This window comes from Paenibacillus tyrphae (genome assembly GCF_000722545.1).
GTDB lineage: Bacteria > Bacillota > Bacilli > Paenibacillales > NBRC-103111 > Paenibacillus_G > Paenibacillus_G tyrfis.
This window is the reverse complement of record NZ_JNVM01000026.1, coordinates 40,408-52,864: the sequence shown is the minus strand read 5'-3', so window position 1 is coordinate 52,864 and position 12,457 is coordinate 40,408. Positions and strand designations below refer to the sequence as shown.

Here is a 12,457-nt window from a genome sequence, read left to right as displayed (position 1 = left end):
ATGGCAGGAAGAAAAGAAGACGAGCTCGACTTGACGCTGCTCGGCAACCAGCAAACGAAATATCCGATGAACTATGCGCCGGAGATGCTCGAATCGTTTGATAACAAGCATCCTTACCGCGATTATTTTGTCAAATTCAATTGTCCGGAATTTACCAGCCTATGCCCGATTACCGGCCAGCCGGACTTCGCGACTATTTATATCAGCTACATCCCGGACCTCAAAATGGTCGAGAGCAAGTCGCTCAAGCTGTATTTGTTCAGCTTCCGCAATCATGGCGATTTCCACGAGGATTGCATGAACATCATCATGAACGATTTGATAAAATTAATGGACCCCAAATACATTGAAGTGTGGGGCAAATTTACCCCGCGCGGAGGCATTTCCATCGATCCTTACTGCAACTACGGACGTCCCGGGACGAAATACGAACAGATGGCCGAGCACCGGCTGCTGAACCATGACCTATACCCGGAGAAGGTCGACAATCGCTAAGCTGATTGCAAGCCTGTTATAAAAAGAACGAAGCCGCACCCCCTGGCAGAAGGGGCGATGCGGCTTTTTGGCATCCGACGGCACCGAAACGTTTATAAATCTCTTTCTTGTTCGTCGCTTTTCACCGCCAAATCCATTCCGTAGAATGTACCACTGTCAGGAGTGCGGGCATCAGCAACCATTTTTTTGAAAACTACGTTGATCGTCTTTTTCTGCCTGGAAGGCATGGTCAAGGTTTGATCCCCAAGGATGTCAAGCGATTCCAAGAACGAGCCGACGAGATATCGCTGATTGCGGATGGAAGCGGTGAATTGGATATCTTGACCGCTATGGTTAACGAAGGTCAACGAACAAGTACCGGTGACCTGTTCGTCTTCTTTTTTGTAGTTGCAGCTGCTTTCGTCCTTGACGTATTCCAAGGCATAGATGCCTTTGGCCCACACGCTTTGGTAAGCTGCAACCAGTTGAGGGGGCAGCCAGAAGGGCAAAATTAAAGCGAGCAGGGTGATCTTTCTTGCATGGCGCTGCAGCGAGGCCCTGAGCGTGAACAGACCTGCGAACAGCAGCAGCAGCGAGGTGATGCCGACGTAGTTCAAGCCGCTGGTGCCTCGCGACCATACGGGCAGTCCGACCCATTGAAAAAGCCGCTCTCCGAGCGCTTTGGCATCCGGATAGGACCAATTCAAAATAATGGTGCTTGCGATGAGCATTAAAGCGATAGCAAGCCGTTGGCGCCTGCTCATTTCGCGTTCCCTCCTTCGCTCGGGAATAGAATCGTTCCGAACGCTATTTACATTAAATTAAACGTAAAATCTATGGAAAATGTTTCTTGCCTATACCACTGAAAAAAACAAACTAGTTATGACAAGAAGGAAGAAACGAAAAAAGGACCCCTCAAAAACGGAGGAGTCCTAAAAAATCTTTTAAGTAACAAACGCGGTTCTCCGTTCTACTTGGCAGCCGCAACAAGCTCCCGCGCTTCGGAGCGTCTGGCGATAGAGGAGGAGGCAGCAGCGACCTGAACCGGCCGGCCGTGACCTGCCAGCTCAAACGGAATGCACAGCGGAACGCCGGTGCGGGGGTCCGGCACAATGTCCGCTTCGATGCCGAAGACGTTCTGCAGCATCTCCGGTGTCATCACTTCCGCCGGACTGCCTACCGCCGCTACCGTTCCGCGTTTAATCGCCACCATATGGTGCGCATAGCGGGTCGCATGATTCAAATCGTGAACGACCATAACGATGGTGCGTCGCTCTTCGAGGTTCAGTTTTTCCAGCAGTTTGAGCACTTCAAGCTGGTGAGCCATATCGAGGAACGTTGTCGGCTCGTCAAGGAACAGAATGTCGGTTCCTTGCGCGAGCGCCATAGCAATCCATGCGCGCTGACGCTGCCCGCCGGACAATTGGTCGACGGGACGGTCGTGAAATTCCTCCATTCCGGTCATGGCAATCGACCAGTGTACGATCTCGCGATCTTCCTTGGTCAGCGAGCCGAAACCTTTCTGATGGGGGAAGCGGCCGTAGGTGACGAGTTCGGAGACGGTCAATCCGTCCGGGGCCGTCGGGTTTTGCGGCAAAATGGCGAGCTGCTTGGCCACTTCCTTGGTCGATTGCTGATGGATCGACTTGCCGTCCAGAAAGACGCTGCCTTGCTTCGGCTTCATCATGCGGGCCATCGCTTTCAGGATCGTCGATTTACCGGACCCGTTCGCGCCGACCAACGCCGTAATTTGTCCCGAGGGAATGCTGATATTTAAATTTTGCACAATGGATCGTTCCCCGTAGGCAATTTCCAACCGTTCCGTATATAACCGTTCCAACCCAACCACTCCCTTAAAATTTAGCTGAACTCCGAGGCAGGAGAACTTATTCAACAAGTACCGGCGAGGGCACAATGACAAGGACGATGATAATGAGAATCTTTATCAATTGAATTGTATAACAGAACGCACTGGAATTTCAACCCTTTTTGGGAATTTTCCTTGTCCGTTTTCCAACAAGTTGTGAATCCCCGATCGAAAGAAGGTGGCGCGGAACGGGTTAGAGTGCACAACCGGGTTTCTGGGCGTATAATGAATGGAGAAACAAGTGGCCTCCTCCGGCTTCATGAACGCGTCCGAACGTCATAAGAGGAGGGGAATGGAGGATTCGAATGTTAAAGCTGGGCGTATTGGATCAATCGCCGGTCATTCCGGGAGAAACGGCGGCAGACGCGATGGCGCGCACTTTAGAGCTGGCTAAGACAGTTGAGCGGCTCGGTTATACGCGATACTGGGTGTCGGAGCATCATGACACGCCCGGCCTCGCCGGTTCTTCCCCGGAAATTCTGATCGCAGCCATTGCCGCGCATACGTCGCGGATTCGGGTCGGTTCGGCCGGTGTGCTGCTGCCTCACTATAGCCCTTATAAAGTCGCGGAAAATTTCCGGGTGCTGGAAGCCCTGTACCCGGGACGGATCGATCTTGGCATCGGAAGGGCACCCGGCGGCATGCCGATCGCTTCGGAGGCGCTGCGGTACGGCCGGCCGAAGGAGCGGGAAGAGCATTTCGCTGAGATGCTCCGCGATCTCGGAGGCTTTCTTTCCGACTGGCTTGGGCCAGGACACCGCTTCGAAGGCGTGCGGGCGACCCCGCTCGTCGATACGGCGCCGGAGCTTTGGCTGCTCGGCTCCAGCGGCTTCAGTGCGGACCGGGCCTCGGAGCTGGGCGGGGCGTTCTCGTTCGCGCATTTCATTAACGGCGACGGCGGTCATGAAGCGATTCGGCGGTATTTTGCCAATTACCGGCCCGGCTCGCTCGGCGCGTCTCCTCAGGCGAACGTATGCGTGATCGTCATCTGCGCCGACACGGACGAGGAAGCGGAACGGCTGGCGGCATCGACCGATTTGCGCCTCTTGCTGCTGGAGCAGGGACAGTTCCGCCGGCCCTTCCCGACGCCGGAGGAAGCGGCTAGTTATCCGTACACCGACTGGGACCGCATGCGCATCCAGGCGAACCGGAGACGGATGATCGTCGGCGGCCCGGAGAAGGTGAGGGCGCAAATGCTTGAGTTCAGCAAGGGCTACGGGGTGGAAGAGCTGATCGTGCTGACCTATACGTACGACTTCCAAGCCCGACTGCGCTCGTACGAACTGCTGGCAGATTTATTCGGGCTCGGCCGATAATACGAAAACGGGACTCCGTTCAGACCTGACAGGTCTTCAAGGAGTCCCGTATCGCGTAATAGCGTGCTTTCCGTTCAGTGAAAAGGCTTGACGCTTTCGACGCGCAGCATAATCTGCTTGTCCAGCAGTTCGGGCCGGATGGCCGGATTGCCCGCGTTGATTCGAGGAATTTCCAATTTCGGATTGGCGCGGGCCGCCATCTCGTTCACAATGGTAAAGGCGTAACGAAAGCCCGCTTGCGTAAGAAGGTCTTGCGCCGTCTTGGAATGGATGCCGAACGGGTAAGCGTAGCTGTCTGCCGCATGATCGCTGCCGTACAGCTCATTTAGCCGCTGCGCGCAGGCTTTGGTGTCCGCCGCCACCCGGGCGACGGCCTGCTCGGGCGTTTCCAACGCGCCGTCTTCCCGCGTAAGCGGTCCGATAATCGCCGCCGTCTTCCCTTCCTTGAAATGCAGATTGTTCGAGTGGCATTGAAAATCGTAGCGCCCGGGCCGCTCGCTCAGCATTTGCCGGATCTGGTCGCGGGACAGCGCTGGAATCGACGGGGCCAGCGGGTCGTCTAAATCTTTGGTCACGACAAAATTGATGGCCGGTACGTCAAGCTCTTTCAGAATCGGATACGCGTAATCGTAGAAGCTTTTGTAGCCGTCGTCAAAGGTAACGAGCACCGCTTTGTCCGGCACGGAACCGCCATCGTAAAATTGCTTGAATTCGCCCAGCGAAATGAAATGATAACCTTTCGATTTCAAATAATTGAGCTGATCGCGAAACAAAGCGGTGGAGATGGTGCTTGAGCTTTGTTCGGTATCATGGACATGATGGTACATCAGGACGGCTACTTGGTCGCGGTAGTGCAGCGCGTCTTTATACGACCAGGCGTCAAGCGCGCCGATCAAGACTACGGCAAGCAGCAAAGCGGCCAAAACTTTTTTGATCATAGCAGGGTCTCCCTCGGGTAAAGCTGAAGCAGCTTCCGGATAAAAACGTCTATAGTCAGTTATATCGGTTCCTGGGCCGAATTTCAAGTTTAGCCACATCGTCCCGGCACAACCGGGCCAAGAAAGGGAAGTCGTCGTCGTGAAACTGGGGAAGCGCATCGGACAAGGATATACGGCAGAAGTATTTGAATGGGGGAGCGATAAAATCATCAAGGTGTTCCGGCCCCACACCGGAGACTTGATGGAATACGAATGGCGGATCAGCCGCCAGGTGGCCGGGCTCGGACTGCCGGTGCCCGCAGTTTACGGAATCGAGGAAGCTGAAGGAAAACGGGGAATCGTCTACGAGCGGGTGGCGGGTCCGACCTTGACGCAGGTGATCGCGGCGAAGCCTTGGCGCATCGCTCAAGCTGCGAGGCAGCTGGCTGCGCTGCACGCGGAAATGCATCGCCGCGAGGCTCCGGGGCTTCCGAAGCAGAAGGAGATGCTCGAACGCCGCATCCGCGAAACGTCCTTGCTGTCCGAGGAGACCAAGGCGCGGGTGATCGAGCACCTGAACCGACTGCCCGAAGAGGCCAGGCTGTGTCACGGGGACCTGCATCCCGAAAATATTATGATGACCGCTCAAGGTCCGGTCATTATCGACTGGATGACCGGCGTGAGCGGTCATCCGGATGGCGATGCGGCCCGAACGCGGCTCGTTCTGGACTATGCTTCGCTCCCGCCGGGAATGCCGAAGCCGGTGAAGCTGCTGTTTACCACGCTGCGCCGGCAGTTGTGCAGGACGTACTTGAAAGAATACATACGGCTTACCGGCAGCACGATGGAGTCGATGGAGGCGTGGCTGCTGCCGCTTGCGGCCGCCCGGCTTGTGGAGAGCATAACGGAGGAGGAGCGGAGCAAGCTCCTAGAGCTGGTGAACCGGTAGCTTAACGGGTAAGGCGAAGCCATATAAAAAAAGCACCTCTAGCACTCGGGGATTCCGATGCCGGAGGTGCTTCTAAGTTTAAGTCGACCGTCTACGACGTCTTTGATTCGCTTAGTCGCGGATTTCCACAATCAGCTCGATTTCAACCGGCGTGTGGAACGGAAGGTCGCTCGTGCCGATCGCGGAGCGGGCGTGCTTGCCGTTCTCGCCGAAGACGGCGACGAGCAGGTCGGATGCGCCGTTCATGACATACGGTTGGTCGCCGAAGCCCGGTGTGCTGTTGACGAAGCCGAGCAGCTTGACGATTTTGACCACGCGGTCGAGGTCGCCCAGGTAGCCTTTCAGCACGGCTAGGCAGTTGATGATCGTTTGGCGGGCCGCTTCTTGGCCTTGCTCGATCGTAACGTCTTTGCCCAGCTTGCCTTCGTACATCAATTCGCCGTTAATGCGGCAATCTTGACCGGACAAATAGAGCAGGTTGCCTGTCCGGTTGCAAGGGATGTACGTAAAGCGCGGCTCTGGGGACGGGGGCAAAGTGATGCCGAGTTCTTGCAAACGTTGTTCGATTTGGGACATAAAAATAATACCTCCGATAGTTTCGTTAAATTAATGGGTGCAGCACGACGCTGCACGAATAAGTCCGCCTTCGCGGGCATGCGTGTGTTGGTCGCCGGTGAGCGTTGTTTTGCCCGCTACAATGACGTGCGAGATGCCGTTCGGATACTGTCTCGGTTCTTCGAACGTGGCAAGATCCTGGATCGTATCCGGATTGAAGACGGTCAGATCGGCGGCATAGCCGGGAACGATCAGTCCGCGCTTGCCCAGCTTGAAGCGCTGCGCCGGGAACGACGTCAGCTTGCGGACCGCCTCCTCTAGCGACAGCACGCGCTGGTCGCGCACGTATTTGGCGAAGACGCGCGGGAACGTGCCGTACAGCCGGGGATGCGGCTTGCCGGTTTCGCAGGTCAGGCTATCGGAAGCGATCAGCGACTTTTCATAGCGGACCACCTGCGAGACGTCGTCGTCCGACATGTGGAAGTACACGATCGAGATGCGGCCTTCCTCCTCCAGCAGCAGGTCCATCATGCAGTCCGCCGGGTGCTGGCCGCGCTCCTCGCTGATTTCTGCGATATGCTTGCCTTCCAGATGCCGGTTCTTCTCCGTATGCACCGCCGAGATGACGACGCTCTGCCAGCCGGTGGAGCAGACGAGGTTGTCCCAATCGTCCTGCTCGCGGCCGAGCTCCTCGCGGATGCGCGCGCGCAGCGAAGGATCGCGGAACGCTTCCAGCGTGCCTTCGATTCCGCCTTCGAGCACCCATGGCGGAAGGACGGTTGTCAGCGTCGTAGAGCCCGCATGGTAAGGGTACACGTCGCAGGTGACGTCCATGCCGCGGGCCCGGGCGTCCTCGATCAGCTCCAGCGCCTCCAGCACCTTGCCCCAGTTCCGCTTGCCGGCTGCCTTCAAGTGGCTGATATGCAGCGGCACGCCGGCTTTCTCCGCAATCCAGATTACTTCCCTGACCGAAGGAATCAGATTGTTGCCTTCGCCGCGGATGTGCGTGGAGAACAGCCCGTCGTACTTCGGCAGGATGGAGCACAGCTCCGCGATTTCTTCCTTGGCCGTGTAGCTGCCGGGGGCGTATAACAAGCCGATGGACAGCCCGATGGCGCCGGCCCGCAGCCCTTCCTCCAGCATCAGCTTCATGCGCTCCAGTTCGTGCGGCGCAGCCGGACGGTTCGCAAAGCCCATGACAGCGATGCGCAGCGCGCCGTGCGCGACATAGGTGGCGACGTTCTCCGACGGGCCGGAGCGGGCCAGATGCTCCATGTACTGCTCGACGGTTTCCCAGGGCCAAGCCCAGTCCGTCTTGCCCAGCACCGGTTGGACGTAGCTCTGCAGCAGCTCGGCGCGCTCCTTCACGAAGGGAGCCGGCGCGAGTCCGCAGTTGCCGACGACTTCTGTCGTCACGCCCTGCCGGATTTTGATCTCGCTGTGCGGATGATCGAAAATCATCAGGTCGGAGTGGCAATGCCCGTCGATAAACCCGGGAGCGATCACTTGGCGGTGCGCGTCGATGACGCTTCTCGCTTCCTGCTCCACCCGGCCGACGGCGGCGATCCGCCCGTCTTTCACACCGACGTCGCCGAAAAACCAAGGGTTTCCGGTGCCGTCCGCAATACGTCCGTTACGAATGATAAGATCCAGCATGATTTCGAGCCTCCCCGCTTACTGCAGCTTGCCGCGCGCCAGAACGGCCCGCTCCTCATAGTTGTCGCCGCTCTTGAAAAACACTTTGTCATGCAGATTGACCGTGCTGCAAATATGATTCGGGATGATGTGCAGCACATCGCCGGCTTTCAGGCTGGAAGCTTGGGCAGCGGGACCGAGCCGCAACATGCCGTGCTCCTCCGACATCCGCTCCAGTACCGCGTCCTCCAGCTCGACGACGTGCCCGAAGCCTTGCAGTTGCATCGGGTCCGTGTTCGGCTGCACGTCGGTGGCGAACGTCTTGCTTCCTCCGTCTACCACGGCCAGATTGGCGGCTGGCCGGCTGACGACGGTCACACGGACGGCGCCGGCGCAATCGCCGAGCGAGCAGACGCCGAGGCGGGCCTGCATCCGGTCCTGGAACACGTAAGTGCCCGGCCGGATTTCGGTCACGCCTGGGACCGCAGCAGCTTGAACGCCTGTCGGCGTGGAGCCTACGCTGACGTCCGCGATCGGCACGCCCTGCGCGCGAATGCGGTCCGCGAGCTCGGCCATCAGCCGGCCTTCCTCGGCGCCGGCCGCTTGCAGATCGAGCGTCGGCTTGCCGCCGAGCAGCGCGCCGCGGAACGTGTAGATGCCCGTCAGGCGCAGGCCTTCCATTGCGTGGATAGCGGATGCCAGCGCTTCCGACTGATCGTACGGTACGCCTGTCCGGCGCAGACCGGTATCGATTTCGAGGCGGACCTGCAGCTCGCGCCCGGCCTCAAGGGCGGCTTGGGACAGCAGCTTGGCCCCGTCCAGACTGTCGACGCCGACGATCAGCTCGATTTGCCCGCTGAGCCGTATCGCACGTGCGATTTTGGCCGGGGTGACGAGGGGGTAGGCGACGAAAATGTTCTTGATGCCGTGCTCCGCCATCACTTCCGCCTCGGACACTTTCGCGACGGTGATGCCTACCGCGCCGGCGTCCAGTTGCTTCTGCGCGACCCATGGCATTTTGTGCGTTTTGGCATGGGGCCGCAGCGCGATGCCGAGCCTTTTGGCCGAGTCGGCCATGGAACGGATGTTGCGCTCCATGATGTCCGTGTCGATGATTACGCTGGGGGTATCCAGTCGGTCGTTCATCGTCTCACTCACTCCCATAATATTTCGAATATTCTGATAAATATAAGAGCGCCGCCCTGATTCGAGCTGATTTCCCCTCTTCAGACCGGTCGTTTCCGGGGGCTGGATGGTCCCCGGGTCATTCTGAGAAAGATACTAACATAATCCAGCGTGAAATCAAACAAAAAGTTTTTTTGGTTGAAAAAAAGTATGTTAGCTTCCCCCTGAAAATGTGCTAGTATTAAGGCATCGCAACGCTTACAATTCCATTTTCAAGATAAACGGGGGAACGACACAATGAAACGGTGGCTGTCGAAGTCGCTCAAACACAAGCTGTCCCTGCTGCTGCTGATTGCGATTGTCCTGCCGCTGCTCGCCACGGGAGCGGTTTCGTACAAAATAGCGACCTCCGCCACGGAGGAGAAGGCGAAGCAATCGGGCATGAACACGCTGCGTCAAATTGCGGACAAGCTGGAGTTCGTTATACAGGACGTCGAGAACATGTCCCTGTTCATTATCGGCCAGCGGGAGGTTCAGGCGTATCTGGACAACGACCGGGAGGACGTGGCCCGCTATACGCTGAACGTCGGCTTTTTGACCAATCTGGCCTTTTCCAAAAAATACATTTCCAACATCACGATCAATTCGGTCAACGGCTATCCGCCGCTGTCGAACACGACGGTGCTTTATTCGGGCCTGCCGGACGTGCTCCGCAAAAATGAGGAAATTTACCGAAACAGCACCAAGTGGTGGACCCCGCTGTACGAGAATCAGACGACGGAAGGGCTGAAGAAAGTCGTCTCCCTTGTCCGTCCGATTCGCAACGTGAACAACTTCAAGCCGCTCGGCGAGCTGTCGATCAGCCTGGACGAAGCGGAGATTGCCCGCTACTTGAAGGAATCCGGCTGGGAAGCCAAAGGCTTCGTGCTGCTGCTGGACGCAAACAACCGGATTTTATCCGGCGGCGAGTCCGCGTGGCTGAACCGTCCGGTCAGCGAACCGTTCCCGGATATCGGGCCGATGGCGGAGGCGAGCGGCGTTCTCAATTACGGCCACGGGGACGGGCAGAAAACAATTTTGTACTACACGCTCCCGAGCCTGAACTGGAAGCTGGTCGGCTTCATCCCGACCCAAATCTATACGGCACAGAACGTCTATGTGCTGACGGTTACCGCGGTAGCGGTCGGCATCTCGCTGCTGTTGGCCGCCGGACTGGTGCTTTATTTCATCCAGTGGGTGACGCGGCCGCTGACCCGGATGACGCAGACGATGAAGGACATCAACCCAGACGAGCCGATCCCGACGTACGAGGTGAAAAGCAGCGACGAGGTCGGCCTGCTGCTGCACAGCTACAACAAGCTGAGCGACCGGATTCAGCGGCTGAAGGAGCAAGTGCAGCTGAACGAGGCGAAGAAAAAAGAAGCCGATATCCTCGCGCTTCAGGCGCAGATCAATCCGCACTTTTTATACAATACGCTGTCCTCGATCCATTGGATGGCCTTGATGAACCAGGATCGGCAGATCGCCGAGATGGTCGGGGCGCTCAGCGATTTTCTCCGGTTCAGCCTGAACAAAGGCGAGGAGTTTTGCCCCGTGCAGCAGGAGATCGCGCATGCCCAGAACTATGCTTACGTACAATCGATCCGTTTTCCCGGCCAATTCGAGATGGAGGTTTATATCGACCCGGCCATGCTCCAGCAGCCGATGCTTAAGCTGCTGCTCCAGCCGCTGATCGAGAACAGTCTGATTCACGGCATTCAGAAAAAGCAGGAGCCCGGCTTCGTCTATGTTCACGGCGAGCTGAGCGGCGCGCGGATGAAGTTTGTCGTCGAGGATACGGGCATCGGCATCGAGGCGGACAAGCTGCGCGAAATTCGCCGCCAGCTTGCTTGGACGGGGAACGGTGCGCCGGCGGCCAAAACGAGCTACGGCTTGCGCAACGTGCACCAGCGCCTGCTGCTGCATTATGGCAGCGAAGCGGGACTGACGATCGATAGCGAGCCGGGCAAAGGCACCCGCGTTTCTTTTAGCATTCCGGTATTGGAGGAGCCCGCATGAAAATTTTAATCGTAGACGACGAAGTGATTATAAGGAACGGGCTGTGTACCGTCATCGACTGGAAGGAGCTCGGCTTGACGCTGCTCCCTCCGGCTTCGTCTGCCGAGGACGCGCTGGCGCGCATCCCGACGGAGAAGCCGAATATTTTACTGACGGACATCCGCATGCAGGGAATGGACGGCATTCAGCTCGCGCACGAGGTGAAGCGGCTGCTCCCGGATACGGAAACCGTCATTCTCACGGGATACGACGACTTTGCGTATGCCCAGCAGGCGCTGCGCGAAGGAGTGACCGATTATCTGCTTAAGACAAGCCGCCCTGAGGAAATTATTAAAGCGGCGATGAAGGCGAAGCAGCGCATCATGGACAAATGGGAGAACGCCAAGCAGGAAACGATGCAAACGGCGGCGCTGCGCAGCCAGCTGCTGGATCGGCTGCTGATCCAGGGCGACGAGTCGTCTCTGGCGCCGGTTCAGGCCTGGTTTCGCAAAAACGGCGTGCAGCCAGACGAATCGTCTCTGGCGCCGATGCGAGTGCTGTTGCTTGCCGCAACGGGCTGGGGGGACGGAGCGCTGGCCGGTCTTCTGCTCGGAGCAGCCGAAAATATGCTCTACGAGCTGCTTCCGGCGGTGACGATGCTGAAGGCCGACCGAATCGTGCTCGTCGTGCGTGAGGAAGCCCGCGTGTCGGACTGCGGCGGCTTGGAGCGGGCCATTGATCGGGTGCGGCAGACGTTGAAATGTACGGTTTTCGCGGCGCTCGGCCGCTCCGTGGCTTCGTACGGCGAGCTGCAGGCCTCTTACCGGGAAGCCGGGACGGTGTTCGCGTACCGCGGACTGCTCGGGGCCGAGGGGCTCTACACATCCGCGGATATCGCGGACCGCTGCGGCGGCCGGACTGTCTGCTCCCAGAAGGAGGAGTCGGAGCTGGCGGCCATTCTGATGAGCAACAATGGGGCCGACCTAAGGCATTGGGTGAACCGGAAGGTGCGGGAGCAGCTCGAAGATCCAGCGGCCACGCCGTCTTCGGTGCAGGCGTTTCTGCAATCGATGGTTATTGCCGGCCACCGCTGGCTGGAGCGGTCGCAGGGCAGCGGGAAGCCGGAGGCGGCTCCGGCCGCCCTCCGCACGTTCGAAGTCGATTCGCGCGCCGAGGACGAGGTGTTCAAGCTGCTATCCTCGGTGATGGCGACGTTCCACGAGGCGATTGCCGACAAGCCCTATGCGTATATTCAAAAGTCGATCGTCTACATCAAGGAGCATCTGGATCAAAACTTGTCGCTGCAGCAGGTGGCCAAATTCATTCACTTGAACCCGAACCACTTCAGCGAAGTGTTCAAACGGGAGACGGGGCTGAACTATATCGAATTCGTCACGCAGGAGCGGATGCGGCGGGCCGCGGAAATTTTGCAGGAGTCGCAGGCGAAAATCAGCGAAGTGGCGTGCCGGGTCGGCTACGAGGACATCAAATATTTCAGCCAGCAGTTCAAAAAGCATACCGGACAGACGCCGTCGGAATTCAGGCAATCGGTCAAAGACTGAATTTTTTCCACCCTAGGGCC

The 12,457-nt window shown here is 58.0% G+C and carries 11 protein-coding genes; 5 read left to right on the top strand and 6 right to left on the bottom strand.

Going from position 1 to position 12,457, the window contains the following annotated elements; all coding sequences use genetic code 11:
- Positions 1–495: a preQ(1) synthase gene (gene queF, locus ET33_RS27410; protein ID WP_036689824.1), complete on the top strand. Its 495-nt coding sequence runs from the start codon at positions 1–3 to the stop codon at positions 493–495.
- Between the two features lie 92 nt (positions 496–587).
- On the opposite strand, the gene ET33_RS27405 is transcribed toward queF, so the two are convergent.
- A complete protein-coding gene (locus ET33_RS27405) occupies positions 588–1,238 on the bottom strand; it encodes a hypothetical protein (RefSeq protein WP_036689821.1) in 651 nt (216 codons plus the stop codon).
- Positions 1,239–1,444: 206 nt separating this feature from the next.
- Positions 1,445–2,314: an ABC transporter ATP-binding protein gene (locus ET33_RS27400; RefSeq protein ID WP_036689819.1), complete on the bottom strand. Its 870-nt coding sequence runs from the start codon at positions 2,312–2,314 to the stop codon at positions 1,445–1,447.
- 332 nt (positions 2,315–2,646) lie between these two features.
- Here ET33_RS27400 and ET33_RS27395 point away from each other — a divergent pair, with 332 nt between their 5' ends.
- Entirely contained in the window at positions 2,647–3,657 is a 1,011-nt protein-coding gene (locus ET33_RS27395) for an LLM class flavin-dependent oxidoreductase (RefSeq protein ID WP_036689817.1), read from the top strand.
- Positions 3,658–3,731: 74 nt separating this feature from the next.
- Here the strand turns inward: ET33_RS27395 and ET33_RS27390 are convergent, their stop codons facing one another.
- A complete protein-coding gene (locus ET33_RS27390; protein ID WP_036689813.1) occupies positions 3,732–4,595 on the bottom strand; it encodes a polysaccharide deacetylase family protein in 864 nt (287 codons plus the stop codon).
- 139 nt (positions 4,596–4,734) lie between these two features.
- On the opposite strand from ET33_RS27390, the gene ET33_RS27385 reads away from it, so the two are divergent.
- Positions 4,735–5,523, top strand: a complete 789-nt coding sequence (locus ET33_RS27385) for a phosphotransferase family protein (RefSeq protein ID WP_036689810.1) — start codon at positions 4,735–4,737, stop codon at positions 5,521–5,523.
- A 111-nt stretch (positions 5,524–5,634) separates the two neighbouring features.
- On the opposite strand, the gene ET33_RS27380 is transcribed toward ET33_RS27385, so the two are convergent.
- From ET33_RS27380 to ET33_RS27370, 3 genes are read right to left on the bottom strand one after another with little or no spacing between them, the layout of a single operon-like run.
- Complete coding sequence (locus ET33_RS27380) at positions 5,635–6,099, bottom strand: RidA family protein (RefSeq protein WP_010495738.1); 465 nt, start codon at positions 6,097–6,099, stop codon at positions 5,635–5,637.
- A 30-nt stretch (positions 6,100–6,129) separates the two neighbouring features.
- Positions 6,130–7,734, bottom strand: coding sequence for an N-acyl-D-amino-acid deacylase family protein (locus ET33_RS27375; protein ID WP_036689807.1), 1,605 nt, complete (start codon positions 7,732–7,734; stop codon positions 6,130–6,132).
- A gap of 18 nt (positions 7,735–7,752) precedes the next feature.
- On the bottom strand, positions 7,753–8,859 hold the full coding sequence (locus ET33_RS27370; protein WP_081890525.1) for an alanine racemase: 1,107 nt from the start codon (positions 8,857–8,859) through the stop codon (positions 7,753–7,755).
- A gap of 276 nt (positions 8,860–9,135) precedes the next feature.
- Between ET33_RS27370 and ET33_RS27365 the strand changes: the two genes are divergently transcribed.
- Together ET33_RS27365 and ET33_RS27360 are read left to right on the top strand one after the other, a co-directional pair.
- Positions 9,136–10,896, top strand: a complete 1,761-nt coding sequence (locus tag ET33_RS27365) for a cache domain-containing sensor histidine kinase (protein WP_036689804.1) — start codon at positions 9,136–9,138, stop codon at positions 10,894–10,896.
- Positions 10,893–12,437, top strand: coding sequence for a response regulator (locus ET33_RS27360; RefSeq protein ID WP_036689802.1), 1,545 nt, complete (start codon positions 10,893–10,895; stop codon positions 12,435–12,437). The genes ET33_RS27365 and ET33_RS27360 overlap by 4 nt, the downstream gene beginning before the upstream one ends.
- Positions 12,438–12,457 lie beyond the last annotated feature (20 nt).

Excerpts from the sequence above, each read along its gene's own strand:
- ET33_RS27375 (WP_036689807.1), bottom strand. The coding sequence starts at position 7,734 with ATGCTGGATCTTATCATTCGTAACGGACGTATTGCGGACGGCACCGGA.
- ET33_RS27395 (WP_036689817.1), top strand. The coding sequence starts at position 2,647 with ATGTTAAAGCTGGGCGTATTGGATCAATCGCCGGTCATTCCGGGAGAA.
- ET33_RS27370 (WP_081890525.1), bottom strand. The coding sequence starts at position 8,859 with ATGAACGACCGACTGGATACCCCCAGCGTAATCATCGACACGGACATC.
- ET33_RS27365 (WP_036689804.1), top strand. The coding sequence starts at position 9,136 with ATGAAACGGTGGCTGTCGAAGTCGCTCAAACACAAGCTGTCCCTGCTG.
- queF (WP_036689824.1), top strand. The coding sequence starts at position 1 with ATGGCAGGAAGAAAAGAAGACGAGCTCGACTTGACGCTGCTCGGCAAC.
- ET33_RS27360 (WP_036689802.1), top strand. The coding sequence starts at position 10,893 with ATGAAAATTTTAATCGTAGACGACGAAGTGATTATAAGGAACGGGCTG.
- ET33_RS27390 (WP_036689813.1), bottom strand. The coding sequence starts at position 4,595 with ATGATCAAAAAAGTTTTGGCCGCTTTGCTGCTTGCCGTAGTCTTGATC.
- ET33_RS27405 (WP_036689821.1), bottom strand. The coding sequence starts at position 1,238 with ATGAGCAGGCGCCAACGGCTTGCTATCGCTTTAATGCTCATCGCAAGC.
- ET33_RS27380 (WP_010495738.1), bottom strand. The coding sequence starts at position 6,099 with ATGTCCCAAATCGAACAACGTTTGCAAGAACTCGGCATCACTTTGCCC.